The organism is Kitasatospora sp. NPDC087315 (assembly GCF_044744345.1).
Taxonomy (GTDB): Bacteria; Actinomycetota; Actinomycetes; order Streptomycetales; family Streptomycetaceae; genus Kitasatospora.
Window position 1 is genome coordinate 46,647 of record NZ_JBIUYD010000039.1, and the last position, 17,888, is coordinate 64,534.

At 68.9% G+C, this 17,888-nt stretch carries 5 protein-coding genes, 1 tRNA gene and 2 pseudogenes; 6 read left to right on the plus strand and 2 right to left on the minus strand.

Annotation, left to right across the window (positions count from 1 at the left end):
- The first annotated feature begins 48 nt into the window (after window positions 1-48).
- Window positions 49-1,228, plus strand: a pseudogene (locus ACIO5D_RS36195) (MFS transporter).
- A 154-nt stretch (window positions 1,229-1,382) separates the two neighbouring features.
- Window positions 1,383-1,456, plus strand: a tRNA-Pro gene (locus ACIO5D_RS36200).
- 564 nt (window positions 1,457-2,020) lie between these two features.
- On the opposite strand, the pseudogene ACIO5D_RS36205 reads toward ACIO5D_RS36200, so the two are convergent.
- Window positions 2,021-2,436, minus strand: a pseudogene (locus ACIO5D_RS36205) (transposase); the annotation flags it as partial.
- Between the two features lie 299 nt (window positions 2,437-2,735).
- On the opposite strand from ACIO5D_RS36205, the gene ACIO5D_RS36210 reads away from it, so the two are divergent.
- The 4 genes from ACIO5D_RS36210 to ACIO5D_RS36225 all read left to right on the plus strand — a co-directional run bounded on the left by ACIO5D_RS36210 (window position 2,736) and on the right by ACIO5D_RS36225 (window position 17,006).
- Entirely contained in the window at window positions 2,736-5,021 is a 2,286-nt protein-coding gene (locus tag ACIO5D_RS36210) for a hypothetical protein (protein ID WP_400659631.1), read from the plus strand.
- A gap of 116 nt (window positions 5,022-5,137) precedes the next feature.
- A complete protein-coding gene (locus tag ACIO5D_RS36215; protein WP_400659629.1) occupies window positions 5,138-11,350 on the plus strand; it encodes a hypothetical protein in 6,213 nt (2,070 codons plus the stop codon).
- 2,009 nt (window positions 11,351-13,359) lie between these two features.
- Window positions 13,360-13,521: a hypothetical protein gene (locus ACIO5D_RS36220; RefSeq protein WP_158707026.1), complete on the plus strand. Its 162-nt coding sequence runs from the start codon at window positions 13,360-13,362 to the stop codon at window positions 13,519-13,521.
- A gap of 134 nt (window positions 13,522-13,655) precedes the next feature.
- A complete protein-coding gene (locus ACIO5D_RS36225) occupies window positions 13,656-17,006 on the plus strand; it encodes a hypothetical protein (protein WP_400800409.1) in 3,351 nt (1,116 codons plus the stop codon).
- A gap of 270 nt (window positions 17,007-17,276) precedes the next feature.
- Here ACIO5D_RS36225 and ACIO5D_RS36230 read toward each other — a convergent pair.
- Window positions 17,277-17,888 (minus strand): transposase (locus ACIO5D_RS36230; protein WP_400800411.1); only part of this gene is annotated, 612 nt, incomplete at its 5' end.

The following is a 17,888-nucleotide window of genomic DNA, read 5'->3' on the forward strand; positions in this document are numbered from 1 at the left end:
CCCTCGGCCACTCCTCCGATCCCTCCTGCGTCGGCGCCTCCCTCGCCGGTGCCTCCCGCGTCGGCCTCTGCCAGCCCCGCCCCACCCGCTCCCTGGTACCGGCGGGCCTTCGCCGACCTCAGCCCGCTCCGCGAGAACGCCGACTACCGGCGGGTCTGGTTCGGTCAGGCGGTCTCGTCGATCGGCCAGCAGATGACGGCCGTCGCCGTCGCCGTCCAGGTCTACGATCTGACCGGCTCCAGCTTCGCCACCGGTCTGGTCGGCCTCTTCTCCCTCTTCCCGCTGATCGCCTTCGGCCTCTACGGCGGCGCGATCGCCGACAGCGTCGACCGCCGCCGCCTCGGGCTCATCGGCTCGGTCGGCCTCGCCGCCGTCTCCGCCCTCCTGGCCGCCCAGTCGCTGGCCGGCCTCGGCCAGGTCGCCGTCCTGTACGCCGCCGTCGCCGTCCAGGCCGGCTTCTTCGCGCTCAGCTCGCCCGCCCGTTCGGCGATGATCCCGCGCCTCGTCCCGAGCCACCAGCTCCCCGCCGCGAACGCCCTGAACACCGTCAGCATGAACCTCGGCCTCACCGTCGGCCCCATGCTCGGCGGCGTCCTCATCGGCGCCTACGGCGCCCAGGCGGCCTACCTGGTCGACACCGTCGCCTTCGCGGCGACCATCTACGCGATGTGGCGCCTGCCCGCCATGCTCCCGCTCGGCGACCGCAAGGGCCGGGCCTCCGTCCTCGACGGCCTGCGCTTCCTGCGCGAACAGCCCAACATGCGCACCAGCTTCCTCGCCGACCTGGCCGCGATGGTCTTCGGCATGCCGCGCGCCCTCTTCCCTGCCATCGCGGTCACCTTCTACGGCGGCGACGCCCGCACCGTCGGCCTCCGTCGTCGCCTGGGGCCTCGCCATCGCCGCCTTCGGCCTGGTCCGCAACCTCTGGCTCGGCCTCCTCCTGCTCGCCGTCGCCGGCTGCGCCGACACCGTCAGCATGATCTTCCGCAACACGATGATGCAGGTCGCCGCCCCCGACGAGATGCGCGGCCGCCTCCAGGGCATCTTCATCGTCATCGTCGCCGGGGGCCCCCGACTCGGCGACTTCGAGTCCGGCGCCGTGGCCTCCCTCACCAGCCCCGCCACCTCCGTCATCAGCGGCGGCCTCGGCTGCGTCGCAGCCGTCCTCCTCCTCGCCGCCTGCCGCCCCGCCTTCCTCGCCTACGACGCCCGCCACCCCACCCCCTGACCCCACGACCCACCCCACCCCCCGCCACCCGCAAACCTGGCAGCGAGCACCCCCCGACGTGCTGTATTGTTTTCCACGTCGCCGGGAACCGGAGACAAGGTCGAGAAGCCCCACAGCAGAGCCCCCCAGGCCCCGCTGCAAGGCGCCGAGACCACGGGACGTGGCGCAGCTTGGTAGCGCACTTGACTGGGGGTCAAGGGGTCGCAGGTTCAAATCCTGTCGTCCCGACTGGAGTTCGCTCCATTGTCGCAGGTCAGAGGCCGTTTTCTCCTTCGCGAGGAAGCGGCCTCTGGTGCGTTCTGGGGCCTGTCTCTCACATTCGTCTCACGGTTTCACGGTTCGATACCTGGGGCGAAGACCGCTTGGCGTCGCGGACTGGTGAGTATCTGCATCGTTCCTTCCCTTTTGTCTGCTCTGTCGGTCGCAACTATGGTCTCGATGGTTGCTCGCCGTCATTGCGGCCTCGGTCTGACGCGTTGGCACTTGACGATCTCCGGCGCCGATCAAGTGAGCCCGAACAGGTCCTGCGGCTGTTCCAGCGGCGGATGAACCAGGAGATGCTGAGGTGGCCGCATCTCAATTTGTCGCGCGGCTCGGTGTGCGGCCGCTCCTGGTCCCGGTGTCAGGCCGTTGCCGTACCTCCTTCGGCGGCAGCCGAAGCAGGGGGTCTGCTTCAGCAGCTCCCAGTTCGCGGGTTTCGACCGAGTCCACCGCCGAGCCCTTCAGCGGACGTTGGGATCCCCAACTGCCGGACCACGGCCCGGGCCGACAGTCCTTCAGCCTGGTGCAGCCCAGGAGCTCGAAGCCGGCGCGGCCGAACATCTGGCGCTTGAGCATTTTGAGTTTGTTGTTGTGGCCTCGACTGCGCCGGAGCTATAGCGCTGGGTGAGGCTGGCGACGACCGCATCGAGGTCCTGCAGGAGGCCGTTTGCGAAGCTTCGAAGGGCCGGGACCTGGTCGTTCTGGACGCGCGCGATCCAGTCCTTGAGCTCTCGTCCGCGGCAGTCGTTCATCCGCCCGGTGAAGGCCCTGACGTGCTCGGCCGTGGTGGCCAGCGCCGGGACGCGGGCGAGGACCCCATTGAGCTGCTGGGCGTCCTCGTTGCGGAGGCGGTCGGGGCGGCGGGTGATCCAGCTGGTCACGTCCCTGACAAAGGGCTTGCGTTGGGGCGGGTCCTGGTAGCGGAAAGCCTCCCTCAGCAGGCGCACATAGACGCGGACGATCTGCTCCTGACCGGGGAAGCTGCGCTGCCGGAGGTAGGGCTAGTAGGGGTCGAGGATACTGGCGCGTCCGGTCCAGCGGCCGACCAGCAGCACTCTGCTCCTTGGTGGACGGACCATGACAGGCGTAAACGATCGTGCAAGTTGGGCGTATCTGGATATTTGACGATTACAAAGTGAGGAAGCTGCCACAGGGACCCGACACTTCGGCGTAGTCTGCCGGAATTACCGCCAGCGGGCCGGGTGGCCTGTGATGTGGCGGAAGTGCCATGGGTGGGGATCTGTATATGTCAGCGATGGGCGGCGACCACAGGCATCCGGGGGTGCCCGATCCGTACGGGGAACAGGACCTGCTGACCCCCGCCATGACGAAAGGCTACGACGCGACCCCCGGCAAGGAACGGGATCTGCTGCTGCGCTATCTCGAAGCAGTGGTCGCCGCCCGAAGGGCACCAGTGCACACTGCCGTTGCCTTAAACGCTGCGTACTTCGGGTACAACCTCGGAGGTGATGGTTATGGTGGCAGTCCCCTGCGGCTCGACGACTTCCCTGTGATCACCTTCGGGGAGTGGGCTCCGCCGCTTCCTGTCGGCGCCATGGTGTGCGTGGCCACAGGGTCGGATCCGATCTACGCAGAGATCGTCCACCGCGAGGGAGCACACCCGGAAGTGGGGGCTCTCGGGGATGTACCAGCTTGGGTGTCGGGGGCACCTGTTGGTGCAGTGGGCCCAGGCCGGACGGCGACTGGCGCGGCTCTTCGCCGAAGAGAACTTCTGGTCCCGGACCTCCATGCCTTTGGCCCGGCCCTGAGCCTTTCGCCGGCCCAGCTCCACCGCTTACGTACACGACGGCGCTGGATCAACGAGGACGGACATGTCGTCGTCGATGTCTCCTACCCGTCCCCGGAAGCGGCCCGGTGCGACGACCTGACGGCCTATACGGACCATCTCCTGACTACGGCACGGGATCAGCTGCTCAGTCCCTTCGTGCCCGTATCGCTGGCCGAACTCATCGGCAGCACAAGTGATGACGAACTCCGAGCGGGCTTGCTCGGTCTGCTCGACACCGTACGGGGCGTCCTCGGCTCCAGCGCTGCGCTGCGCACATGGGGCCACTACGCCATGACCCGGGCCTCCCTCGCGCAGTGCTGGGGAGATACAGGCCCGCTGGGTGGCGGCGACCTCAGGTCCTTTGCAGCTGCGGTGGAGCATGCAGCCACCCCGACGAGGCGGCGGCGCCATGGCCTTGTCGCCCCGACCACCGTGTACACGGCGGTCGGACCGCGGCTTCGCCAGTTCCCCGGTGCTACGGAACTGCTCAGGGGAGTGGGATACGCCGCGGCGGTCTGCCGGGCGAACCTGACGATCGCCGACGTTGTCCGAGGGGACAGTAACGAGGGCCTGTTCGAGAACGGCTCCCTGATCACGCACGACGACGCCTTCGAGAGCGGGGGGGTCTGGCGGTCTCACTATCCTGGTGGCGCCGGAGCGCCCGGCGACCCCTTGGCCCCGGCAGGACGTGGTTGGGCATCGACTCTTCCTGAGTCGCCGGATCCGGAAGCAGGGATGGACACGGAAGCGGACGTCGATCCGGTCGATCCACCCCTCGCCGACGATGCCTTACTCGGCGCCGGTGAACTTCTGCGGAACGACACAGGGATCGCCTGGCGGTCGCCCCTGCGACTGGCCCATCTCATGGGCGGCTGGTTCCCCCTGCCCCCGCATGTCGCACGCGAACTCCGCTCATCCCACGGCTCACGTCTCACATCTCACCTCGAACTTGGTCACGCCGGGCGGATACTGCTCGAAAGCGAGGCGGCTCAGGATGTCACCGCCGAACTCGGCGCCGAACCCGGTCGCTTGACGGGCATCCACTGGCCCCGCGACTTCTTCCCCGGTCTGATGCTTGAGTTGCTCTGGCTCCGCGGTCAAACAGTGGTCCGCTTGGCCACGACCCAGCTCCCGGAGCCGTTGTACGTCAGCGACCGAGTGATCGGGCACCGCTACGACCCCCGCGTGCTCACCAGAGAGGATGCTCCGGGCAGCGATCGCCATGGGGACAGCGCGGCCGGCCTCGGCCCCCGGCAGCTGGTGATGCGCACCGTGCGCCGCTGCGGGCTGCTCACCCCGGACGGTCATGCCCTGTTGGACCGCTCGGTTCTGCCGAGTGCGACCTACGGACGTCGGCCGGCGCGCTCCCAGACCGCCGCTCTGGAGTCGGCGGTCGCGGAGCTGATCGGGGAACGACTTCTGGAGCCGGCCCTTGGCAGCCGGGATGGCGGGGGCCAACCCCACTACCCGGCGCGCGACGGGCAGCCGACCATCCCGCTCATCGGCTACCGCCCCGTACCACGACGGGTCATACGCCCCTGGGGCGGCGCGGACCTGGAGAGCGTGGGGCTGCTCACCTCCAAGCTCGTTGCAGGTCACCTTCGGCGCCTTCGGCCAGGTTGCTTCCCCAGCGAAGCGCAGCGAGCTGCCTTCCGCGACCACTGCCGCCGGCTTGGTAAGGCGGACGGCTGGGAACTGCCCTTCGGCTACACGTTCGTAACTGAGCACACTCGCGGCCGCTGATTCGTGAATCCATGCCGCCAATCTCTCCTTCCGCCGTCCTGTCCCCACTTTCCCGGCTCCTCGGCGTCGAGCGAGCCGATCCCGCAGAATCAGCCGCAGAAACGGAGTAGGCGTACATGCACGACCGCTACCGCGTCATCACGGGGCCGCCGTTGTCCCCGCCGGTCGCCTCGGCCGAGGACCTCGAAGGTCTGGCCACCGCCCTCAACGCTTTGAAGCACCCGGTCGACGCCACCATGAGCGGGTTCACGGTCGACATGGTGGAACTCGCCTTCAACTCACTGGCGCCCAGGGAGCGGCAGCGGTTGCTCGGCAACCTGGGTATCCGCATGGCGGCCCCGCGGCGGGTGGGTAGGGCCCTGTGTCAGGACGTCCTCTCCCGGTTACGGCGCGATGTTCGGCAGCACGCCTGCACCTGCGGCATCAGGGACCTCACGCCCACTGTGGTGAACCAGATCGCCGAGGCCGTTTTCGCCCAGGACGACACGACCGTCTCCGACCCCGTCTCCCGATGGGGCGGCACGCTGGTTCGGGCCACGGTGTTTGCCTGGTGCAACGCTTCCGTCACCGATGCCTACGTGCTCGCCTGGGCGGCCGGCCAGGACTGGTTCACCGAGACGGCCGACGAAGAGGAGTCCCTACGGCTGGCCTCCGTGGCTGACGAGGCCCGCTCCGTAGTAGCGGCGTACCCGGACCTCAAGGGCATACGAGAAGGCCGCGAGCGGTTGTCTGCGGGTGACGGAGACGGCGAAGCGGTTGCCGTCACCCACGGGTCGGATGGGACGGCCCGAGCTTCCGAGGACGTTGTGTCGGACTCCAGCGCGCCACACGAGGTGCTGTCGGCCGCGTCCGAAGAGGCTCGTGCCCACCAGGAGACGGAGCCGGAGGGAGTCTGCCGACAACTGGAGTCGGCTCTCGCACTGGCCCGGCAGGCCGCGGAGAACGTGACCGGTACGGTGGCCGACGGGCGCCCTCCGCATGACGAGGACCTGGCCGCACTGGGCGCGCTCGGCGCCGTCTTCGACACGGCCGACGCGGTGTTCCGTGCGGCGGGGATGAACGGGGTGCCCCGCCGACTGGAGAACATGACGCAAGCCGCACGTGAGTACCGGACGGTACACGACCATGACCGCCAGGTACGGGAGACGCTGCGGGAACTGCTGGACGTCGCATGCCGACCGGACAGCCCCGCCGCATCCGCTGCCGAGGCCGTGCGAGGAGCGACCCGCCGGCTGCTGGACACAGCCGTATGGGAGCAGACCCAACGGCAGGAAGGTGCCACGCTCGCCGATCTCGCGCGGCTGATCCGCGACGGGCGGCAGCTGTATGCAGCGGCGGAGATTCTGGCTCTGCAGGATCAGATGGTGCGGCTACTGCCCACCTGTGCCATGGCGGTGGTCATGGCCCATGAGCTGGTACTGGCGCAGCCGGAGGAAGCCTTCGCGGAATCGGCTGAAGTCGGGGCCAAGGTGGAGATCCAGGCGGACGTGAAGGCTGCTGAAGGCGATGTCGGAGCGGCCGACGAGCCAGCTGCCGCCGACATGACCGCCGGGCAGGGGGAGCAGGTCGCCAAGGAGCCGGACGATGGCCTCACGGTCAAGCCCGGTGGCCGCACCCCCGAGGGATCCCAGCCTCACGCCGTAACCGTGCCGGAAGCTCCCGCCCCGAAACCGGTGGCCGGTCTGCCCGACACTGACGAGCCCCAGGCCATGGCATCCACGGACGGGACGGTGGCAGCGACTACGGATCTGACGGCGGGCCTCCCGGCAGCGCTAGCCCCTGTGTCCGCGTCGGTGTCCACCGGGGCGTACGACGAAGACGCTCAGTCCGCAGAGCCGGCTCCGAAGGATATCGCCCCGGTCACCACCAAGGAGAACCTCGGCGCGGTCGCGACGGAGCAGGCACTGACGAGGCTGGTCGTGGAGCGACGCTTCGGGCTCGCCCACCATGTCGCGAAGGCAGCCGGTCACGCCGAGGCGCAGGTGGTGGCGCTTCGTCTGGCCGGTGCCGCCGCACTGCTGACGTCGGGTGACAGCCAGCGAGCCCGGCTGACCGCGGACCTGCTCCGGCAGTACAGCGGATACGAAGGCCGAGACATGGAAGGCAGCGAGCTCCTTCTGCTGCCCGCCCTGCTACGTACGGCGCTGATCACCGGGGACCACCTGGCGGGTGCCCAGTTGAAGGCCTTGGCACCCCGGCTGCCGGAACGGTTGGCGGAGGCGGCGACCGCGGTGGCCGACCGTACCCTCAGCGGTGCCCTGATGACGGCCTCGCCGCTGACGGTCAGCGCCGATGTCTCCGGGGCGGAGGTGCGGTTGCGGGAGTTACTGGAGCAGTGTCGTGTTCTGCTGGTGCCACCGCGGCTTCGGTTCGTGCGGGCGACGGAGATCGCCAAGCGTTGGCTGTCCGACGATGGCCTCCTCGGATCGATGCTCACCACCGTGGTCCGCGACCACCGTGACGGGGCGGCCCAGGTACGCGAGCAGGCCGAACGCCTGTCGAAGCTGCCCGAGGTGAACAACGAGATCGACCGAATGGACCGCAAGCACCGCGCGTCCAGTGGCAAGCCGCTCCAGGGCTCCGGGCGGCAAGACTTGGTGCATCTCGTGGAACGAACCGTCGGCCTGGCCAAGGAGTGGTGCCTGGCGGTCGACACCATCCGTCGTGGTGATCGCTCCGACAGCAACCGCGCGGTCAAGGAGATCTCATCCCTGCGTCGTTCCCTGCTGAACGGCCGGGAGGCGGCACTGGGCGAACTGGAGCAGTTGACTCGGAGCTACGGCGCTGTCAAGGCCGCTACTGCCTGGGCGGCACTCGCTTCCATGGAGGAGCTGTTTGCCCTGCTGGAAAGTGGCACCGTGACCACGCGTCCCGGAAGCCCCGTGGATCCCGAACTCGTGCTGGACGCGGAACTTCTGAAGGTATGCGACCGCCGTGGCCAGCGTCCGGCGCTCGGCAAGCTGCTCACCGCCGTCGACCGGAGCTGGCAGGACGCTCTCGCCGAGCGGCTCGCACACGATGCCTTCGCCGCAGCTCGTACCCTCGTCGACCTGGCGGGACGAGGGCTGCTGCCCGGCGCACAGCCCGGGGAGTTCACCCCACCCGCGGTGGCCGAGATCGAGGCCTTGGCAGCCGCCCGGCGCACGAAACTGCACGGCGAACACGACGACCTCGTTGCGGAACTGCACCGGGCACAGGCCGACAGTGCCATCACCGACGACCAGGACCTGCGTCTCCAAGAACTCCTTGCCGACGCCAGGGGCCGGCTTGACGACATCGACGTGCACGGCCTGGTCGACGTACGACGGGCGCTCGACACCGTGCGGGACGACTTGCCCACCTTCCGGCAGCAGGCGGCCGACCGGATCCGAGCCCGGCTCGACGTCCTGGATCCCACAGAGGAGTTGCGCTCACAGGTCCTGCGGCACCTGGACACCGGTGGCCTGGCCACGGCCGCGGACCTGGTCTACTTCCTGGAGATCGGCGAGGACGTTCCAGAGATCGACGGCGGCGAGTCCCACCTGACCGAGTTCTTTCCGGCGGTGCCCGACGGGCTGCCCAAGGGAATTGACCACGCCCTCGTCGACCTCATCCGATCCGGCGGAACCCACCCGAACATCCCTATCCTGGACTACAGCGCGCTGTCGACCGACGAGGCGGCCTTGGCGGCGGACGCCGTGGAGGAATGGCGGGAGCTGGGTGCGACCGAGCCGAAGGACCGGCTTGAAGTGTCCGCCCGGCGGCAGCTGCTCCCAGCTCTCAAGCTCCTCGGCTACGAGGCCAAGAGCGCCAAGCCGCTGGACGAGAAGTCCCACCGGCGACGCGAGTACCGTCTGTTCGAAGCGACGGAAGTGGAGATCAACGGTAGAGCGAAGGCGCCCGCGTTCGGCTCGGAGATCCGGGAGCAGGGCGGCAACCTGCGTGTGCTGATGGTCTGGGGCCGTCCGTCCGCCAAGTACGTGATGAGTCTGGCGGAGGGCGACACGAGCGGTGCGAGCCTCCTCGTCCTCTACTTCGGCACGCTGGGCCGTGAGGCCCGTGCCGAACTCGCTGTCGGATCAGCCCGGTTGCAGCCGATGCTGGTCGTTGACGACGCAGCCCTCGCCTATCTCGCGGCACGGGGGAACCGGCAGGTCAGCACGGCCACGCAGACCCTGCTGCCGTTCTCGGGGGTCAACCCCTACATCAGGGAGAAGCGCGGACGGATCGGCCGAGAGATGTTCTACGGGCGCGACGTCGAGCGCAAGAGCGTTCTCGACCGGAGCGGCACACAGGTCATCTTCGGCGGCCGGGGACTTGGCAAGTCCGCCCTGCTCAGTGACGCCGGGGAGCGGTTCGAGGAGCAGCGCCCCGGCTACCAGCTGGCGGTGTATGTCAACCTCGACCAGGAGAACATCGGTAAGGGCAGCTCGTTGGGACCGGAGGCGCTGTGGAGTGTCCTCGACCAGAAGCTCAGGACGACCGAAGTGCTGGGCGGACAGCCGAGCCGTAAGTCGGGGAAGGACATCTCCGAACGGGTTCGCGCGGGCATCTGCGCCTGGCTCGACGGGGACTCCCGTCGGCGGCTGCTGGTCCTGCTCGACGAGTGCGACCAGTTCTTCGAGGCGGATGCTCCCCGCTTCGATCAGACCAAGAAGCTCAAGGGCCTCGGCTCCGACACCAAGGACCGCGCCAAGGTCGTCTTCGCAGGCTTGCACTCCGTGCAGCGGTTCTCCAAGCTCGCCAGCAACGGGCCGTTCGGTCACCTCGCGCAGACCCCGAAGGTGATCGGCCCGCTCGCTCCCCAGTCCGCCGCCGAACTGTTGGTCGACCCCATGCGGGCGCTCGGTTTCGAGTTCCAGGACATAGACCTCGTCAACCGGGTACTCGGCTACTGCTCCTACCAGCCTTTCCTGCTCCAGATGTTCGGTCACCGGCTGGTCGAGGTGATGCACCGCAAGCGGACGAGGCGCGGGGTCGAGGGACCCCCCTACGCGGTAGAAATCGCCGACATCGAGGTCGTGGAGTCGGACACCGGCCTCAGGGACGGCATCTCGGCGGCGTTCAAGGACACCCTGAGTCTCGACCATCGCTACGACGTGATCGCCAACGTGCTGGCCTACCACGCGCGCCACCGCGGTCTGGAAGTGCGGCTGAGTGACGCCGAACTGCGCGAAGAGTGCGAGACATTCTGGCGCAAGGGTTTCGAACAACTCGACACCGAGGGCTTCCGCGCATATCTCTCCGAGATGGTGGGCCTCGGTATCCTCGCTCCCAACCACGATGGCCAGGGCTGGCATCTGAGGGGCCCGAACGCCCTTCGCATGATCGGCACCTCTCATGAGGTGGACGCCCGTCTGCTCAGAGCCGAACAGGACTGCGAGCTCCAGGAGAGCATCGTGCAGGAGGGGCGTCCCGAGTTGCCCGATGGCCGGTCGGCCCCGCTAACCATCACCCAGCTTGACGACCTCCTCGGCGAGCGAGCCAACCAGACGAGGGTCGTCCTCGGTACCACCGCGACCGGTGTCGGCGACGTCGGTGACACCCTTCGTACGGTTGCCGGACGTATCGCCGACTGGACGTTGCCGCCTGTCGGCAGGCCCAGTGTCTACAAGCAGGAACTCACGGGTGGGCGTCCGCGTGAACGACGTGTAGTCATCAGTGACTTCGCTCGGTACCCCGACGCCCGACCCGAGGCCCCCCGGCAGGCTGTGGACCTGGCCGATACGCTGTTGCCTGTGACACCGGGGGTGACCCGCGCGGTGGTCGTGGTCACAGACCCTTCCCAGCTGGGTCTGTGGCGTCCCCTGCTGACGGGCACCGAAGCCACCTCGGCGGCTCCGGTGGTGCTGCGTCGGCACGACCGTCGCAGCCTACGCGGCTGGGCCCAGCGGGTCGAGAAGTTCCATACGGAGGACCGCCTGGACCGTCTCCATGAACTGACCGGAGGCTGGCCGATCCTGGTCGACCGGGCCCACCGTCTCCACGGCGAAGTGGGCGACCCGGATGCGGTGCTGCACAGACTGGCCGGCCTGCGCGAGGACCGGGCCGAAGCTCGCGCCTTTGCCGAGGCGACCGGCGTGTACGCGGATCCGTTGCTCGTGACCGGCTACCGGTCTCTTGCCGAAGAATTCACGGAGGACTCGTTCGACCTGGAGAGCGCGGTGACCGCCGTGGCCGTCCGGATTGAGGACGAGGACGAGGCCCGCTGGATCATTACCTGCCTTGACGCCCTCCAGGTGTTCGACCACGAGGGAGGCCAGTTGCGCCTGGAACCGCTGCTCCGGAGGTGCATGGCGCTCCAGGGGCTGACCCCGAGGCGGGGGCGCTTCTCCCCGGCAATTCCATAGCGGAGCCTCCCCTTGGCCCAGACGGCGTGCGGTCAGGCGGGGGCGACTCCGTACCGTAGCGGTCGGCGAGGGCGGCGACGAGGAGGCCCCGTCCTGGCGGGGCCTCCTCCGACTTGGCCCTCGGGGGCGGCGAGGACACCGGCCTTAAGAGTTTCGCGCTCGATGACCGCTGGGACAATCGTCGCTTGCGAGACAGCAGAGGTTCGTCGGCATCCACGTGCTCACCGCTGAGCCGCAGTGAGGAAGCTCACTGCGGCTCGCGCACCTCTCACGCACCTCTCACGGACTGGGTGTCATGAGGCGGTATTAGGCGTCATGGCGAGTGGATGAGATACGACCTGACCTGCGTGATCTGGACTGGTGAGCATAAGTCAGATGCCCGTTCGACCACTGGGGGTCAAGGGGTTGCAGGTTCAAATCCTGTCGTCCCGACAGTGATGTCGGAAGGCCGTTGGCCGGGAGAAATCCCAGGTCGGCGGCCTTTTTGTTGATGGTCCGACAGATGGTCCACGGTACTGGGCGGCCGGTTCGTGATCTTGCTGGGGACCAGCCGGGGACCAGTGAGTCGGCGAAGCCAGGACCCGCCGCGGCTCACCATGGTCCTGGGAACGCGCGCATTGGGGCTTTCGGATCTTGCCGCATCAGCGTGCACCGTTGGGCGCCCGACGGGTGTGCCGCCGACGCAGGCCCAGGCCGCCAGCGCGGTGACCAGCTCTCCTTGGGCTCAGGAGCTTTGCGTGGTAGATCGCGTTTGCCCCGGGCGAACGGCAAGTGCGGCGCCGGTACCACTTGCGCCGCAGGGTGGCCATTTGCACTGGCAGTTGGCCAGCTTGGCGACTTGCCCGGTCGGCCTTGGAATCAGCGCTGTCGCCGGCCAGCCCCGGGCTTGCGGGCAACACCGGGTAGGTGCGTGCCGATTGCCGAGGCGCGCGCCGTCAGTTGCCCTCTCGGAGTCAGCGCGCCGAAGGCGTACGCTGACTCTCTGTCAGGAGCGGCGACAAAAGGTCGGCTGGGGGCGGATTGATGCTGACGTGGATCGAGGCCGTGGTTGCTGGGGCGGGCGGTGGACTGATCGCCGAAGCGGTCATCACCTACGGACGTCTGCGCAGTTGGCAAGAGGCACGACATGCGGCACGAGCGACCGAGGACCCGCTCCCGCCGCTCGGTAGGTTCGTCGATCCACTGGCAGACTCGCTCGCCGCACTCGTGCGCGTGGCGCTGGGAGGCGCGGCCGGGTGGCTGCTCCATACCGAGGTCACCGGCATCTACGCGGCGGTGACTGTGGGAGCCTCCGCCCCTGCACTATTGGCCCAGATCGGTCGGGCGACCACGCCGACCCAAGCTGTCCGCAGGCCTGGCGAAGCGGTGCCGGACGCGCCTCCGGCCCCAGCGGACCACGGAGGGGCGCCTCCCGTTCCGAGGGAGGCGTCGTGATGGCCGCAGACTCGGTCGCCCGGCGCTCCTGGCGCTCGTTCACCGGCGGCACGGTCGCCCACCGTCCCCTGGCAGGGGCCCGCGCCCGCGAGGGGTATACGCTGCGGCAGCGGCTCTGGGCCTCGTTCATCGGAGCGGACCTGCCCGCCGGACCGCTCGTCGCCGGGTCTGTCTCCCCGAGGGAACCGGCTGGAAACCGGAATCCGGATTCTAAGGCTGCGCGCGATCGGTCACGCTCCCGGCCGATTGCTCCGGGTTGGTTTTCTCTCCCGCAGCTTCCGCAGGCCGGCGGCCTGGCCGCTGCGGGAGGAGACACCCTGCTGTTGGAGGCAGCCTCCCCGGATGGCACCGCCCGGTTCCTCGTGCGCAGCCATGGGAACTTCCCCCCTGGGTACAGCCTGGAACTCGTCGTGCACGGAGTTGAGGGCACCGTTCCACTGATGACGGTGGTCGAGTACTCGAGCCTGGTCGGTCCTGAGCAGGTGTTGCTCGTACCCGTGGCTCGGGGGCGTTTCGGACCTGCCGCCTCGTACGTCCGGCTCCCGGGCTTCGGCGGGGAGGGATGGAGGGCCTCCGTGACGGCTCCGGTGGGTCCGGACAGTACGTGGGACGGCGCGACGGTCGCACTGTCGGTCGGCGCAGCGCTCAATGATGCGACCCGTGATACCTGGCGCCAGGTACGGGCGCTGATCACGGATGTTGGTCTTCGTCGCGTCATCGACCAGGAGCTGCGGTGACCGGGGCAGGGGGACCGGGGCAGCGCGCGAGTACCCGGGATCCAGCCCCCTCGGACGCTGTGGCGACGCGCCGAACCAGCGGGCGCTGGCGGGGGGCCCGTGTCGGCTCCACGGCTCGGAGCACGGTCGAGGGTGTGCTGGAGCGGGCATCCGGCCCGCAGGCCGCAGTCCGGGAGCTGCTCGGCGAGTCGGCGTTGTGGTGGAACTGCTGCAGCGAGGGGGTTCGGGACGATCCGGTATGGCTCGCCGGTCGTGGCTGCGAAGAACTGCACGCCTGGCTCGGGGCGACCGCATCGGACCAAGAGCACGCTGCTGTGATGCGAGCCGATCACCCCCTCCTCCTGGCCAGGGCGCTCGTCGCGGCCAAAGGCGGCGCCGAGGAGCACGACGTTGCACTCCTGCAACTGCTCAGGGCATGGGAGGGCGGCGGGCTGCTGTGCTCCGAGGTCGCTCCCGGACCCGCACGGCCGTCCGGCAAGGAACTCGCCGGACTCTCGCCCCGTCTCGCCGACGGAATCGACGGCCTCCTGCAACGGAGCCAGCAGCTGCGCAATGCTGCGACTCCGGGCGGGCCGTCGTCCGCTGCCGAGGGACTTCTGGTGATCGCCGCGCTCATGATGGCGGGCATCGCACCGCGCAAGCGCGCTGTGGTCCGCGTCCCGGTGGTCTTCAGTCGCTCATCCGGACGGAGTGGAGAGGCCCCGTCCGCCGAGGGCGTCACCGGCGTTCTGGAACTGCGCGAGTTCCCTCCGGGACCGGCGGGACTGTATCCCGACCCTCGAACGATGGACGGGGTGCGCAGCCCGAACGGCCAGTTCGCCGCAGCGCTGGGCGACGCTTGGCGTCTGGCGGGTTCACAACGCGAAGGCCGCTGCGTGGTGTGGCGGATCGTTCTGTCCGACGAACCCACGGCTCCGGACCGGATCGAGGGACCCTCGCTCGGTGTGGCCTTCGCGCTCGGACTCCGGGCCCTGCTCCGGCACCGGCCGGGTGTGGGCTGGCTCCGCGACGTCTTCTACGGACTGCGCCCGCGCACCGCGCTCACCGGTGCCCTTGATGCGGACGGTCATTTGCTCAGGGTCGCCGGTTTGGACGCCAAGCTGCTCGCCGCGCGCCGCAAGGGCCTTCGCCTGGTGGCGCCTGAGGCGAACCGGCTCGAGGTCTTAGGCGCCGCTCCCCGTCCCGGTGATGTGAGGTTCGCTGCCACCCTGCGCGAAGCCGACCGGTACGCCCGGCAGTTCCGTACCGGTCGCATCGCCGTCTCGGCGCTCGTCCTCGCTGCCGTTACGGCCGGGGTGTTCGCCCTCCACCAGCGCGACCTGGCACAAGTAGGTCGGCAAAGCGCCCTGGTCAGCCAGGTCTCGGCCCGAGCGGATCAGCTCCGCGCCACTGACCCCTCGCTCGCGGCCAGGGTAGACATCGAGGCGTACCGCCTCAGCCCCACCGGGGATCACTACGCGCGCTTGCTCGAAGACGCGAACAAGCCGCTGTCCACCGTTCTGAGCGACTTTCCCGGCAGCGTCCTTGCAATGACGTTCAGCCCCGACGGCCGTACTCTCGCCGCCGTGGGCTCCGACGGAGCCAAGGGTGTCCTGGGCTTGTGGGACATGGCGAACCCCGCGCACCCCACGCTGTTCGGCGAGGCTGTCCGGGTCCGCAACGGGGTCAGCCAAGTCAGGTTCAGCCCTGACGGACGGACACTCGCGACCGCCGGCGTCAACACCGTCGACACGGTGCAGTTGTGGGACGTGACGGACCGGGCGCGTCCCCACGGACTCGGCGAGCCCCTCGCCGGCACTCCGATGGGCCCGCTGCAGTTCAGCCCTGACGGACGCATCCTCGCCACCGGCAGCAGGAAGGTCGAGGACGAGCAGCTGTGGGACGTGACCGACCCCACGCACCCGGCGCCGCTGGGTCCGCCCCTCCGGCATACCTCGGCGGTGAACACGGTGGCGTTCAGCCCTGACAGCCGCACCCTCGCCACCTCCTCCGTGGAGGACGGGGTACGCCTGTGGAACGTCGCGGACCCCGCCCGTACTGTGCCGCTCGACAAGATCTGGACCAGTGCCAGCTCGCTGACGTTCGGGCCGGACGGCCGCACGCTTGCCGCCTCCGATCACGGAAGCGTGCGCCTGCTGAACGTGGCCGATCCAGCCCACGTGGTCGCGGTGGGCAGAGCACTGACAGGCTCCGCCAGCGTTGGCTCCATAGCGTTCAGCCCGGACGGACACATCCTCGCCACCACCTTCGCGGACCACACCGTGGGGCTGTGGAACGCCGCCGACCCCGCACGTTCCACGTCCCTCGCCCCGCCCCTGGCCGGCCACACCGCCGCCATCTACTCCGTGGCGTTCGGCCCCGACGGGCACACCGTTGCTACCGCATCCGAGGACCGCACCGTACGGCTGTGGCACCTGCCCACCGCCCTGCTGACCGGCCACACCGACATCGTCACGGAAACGCTGTTCGGCGCAGGAGGGCGCCTTCTCGCCACCGCCTCCACCGACCTCACCGTACGGTTGTGGAACACCGCGGACCCGGCCAGCCCCACTCCTCTCGGCCGGATCCAGGATTCCGACAGCACCATCACATCCATGGCCCTCAGCACCGACGGACGTGTTCTCGCCACCAGTGTCTACGGCGACAAGCGCGTGACCCTCTGGAATCTGGCAGAACCCGCCCGTCCCACCGTGGCCGCCCGGATCACGAACTTCTCCGCTGGCGTCAGCACGGTGGCGTTCAGCCCCGACGGACGCATTCTCGCCACTGCGACCTCCACCGGCATCAGTGGCGGCGACAACAGTGTGAGGCTGTGGGACGTGTCGGACCTGACCGGGGTCCGCCTGCGCGGCCAGCTGCCGACCGGCGCCGTGACTGTGGGCGGTACGATCGCGTTCAGCCCCGATGGACGTACCCTCGCCGTCTCCGGCCGCTACGTCAACGACACGACGCAGTTGTGGGACGTGACCGATCCGGACCGTCCGGCCCGATCCGGACCGCCTCTCAACGGGGGCTCTATCTCGCTGGCGTTCAGCCCGGACGGCCGGACCCTTGTCACCACCACCTCCACGGGCGTCACCGACGGTACGGTCCGGTTGTGGAACGTCTCCGACCATTCCCGCCCCGCCCTGCTCGGCCAACCGCTCAGCGGCTACACCAGCCCTGTCAGAGCAATGGCCTTCAGCCCCGACGGGCATGTCCTCGCCACCGCCGGAACCAGCGTGCGCCTGTGGCGCGTCACAGATCCGGCCCACCCGACCGCGATCGGCCAACCCATGGCCATCGCCGCTGCGGAGCTCACCTCCCTGGCGTTCACCCCGGACGGCAGCACCCTCGCCACCGCTGGCTACGACCACACGGTGCGGCTGTCGGCGCTGGGAGCGGCCCAGTCCGTCCGACAGATCTGCACGAGCACCAACACGCCGACTCGCCCGCAGTGGCAGCAGCATCTCCCCATGCTCCCCTACCACGACGCCTGCGGCTGACGGCGAATCCCGCAGGACAACGATCAGCTACCCATCCCCTGGCACATCGTCCCGGGCGCCGAGAACCACCACCGCCCCCATCCAGGGAGCAATCAGGGAAATCTTTTGCCAGTCACATCCCCAAAGGCCGACCACTGGTGAAAGCCCTGGCCACCCATAGGTGAAACAGGCCCGTCGACCCCGACCGAAGCGTCCCAGCCGAAGCTTGGTCCACCCGGGGTCTATCAGGATTCCGGCTCTGTCCCGTAATCGGTGGTAACCGTCTGTGATTCAGGCGAGGAGGATGCGGTGTCGGAGCAGGGCGAAACCGGCCCGGCCGTGCATCTGGCGCATGATCCTCTTGGTGTGGGTGTTCACGCCTTCGGTGCGGCCGTTGTGGTGGGGCAGGGTGAGGCCGGCATCGACTGCGGCGCGGTCGAGTTCGAGGCCGTTGCAGAAGCTCTGCAGGTGAGGAAGGCCGGCAGCGCGGGCTGAGGCGATCCACTCGGCGAGCACGGCGTCGTTACCGGGAGCCGGGGTGAGAAGTTCGGCGAACGAGCGGACGAGCCCTGCAAGCTCGGTCATCTCCGGGCAGGCGTCGGTGAGGATCTTGAGCAGGTCGGTGTCCTTGTCCCGTAGTCGTTCGGGCCGGGTGAGTATGAGGCGGGCGAGCCGGCGCGGGCTGATCACGGGGCGGTCGCTCCCGGCCCGGCCCTGAGTGATGTAGCGGTAGAGGAGGTTGAGGCCTCCGGCGTATCCGCGTTCCTTGATCTCCCGGAACAGTTGGAGGACCGGGACGGCGGGGTCTTCGGTGCGGCGGGTCCGCAGGTGGTCGCGGTAGGGGTCGACGAGCGTGGGCCGGTACTGCGGCGCCCGGCGCAGGCCCTCGGGCTCGGGAGCGCG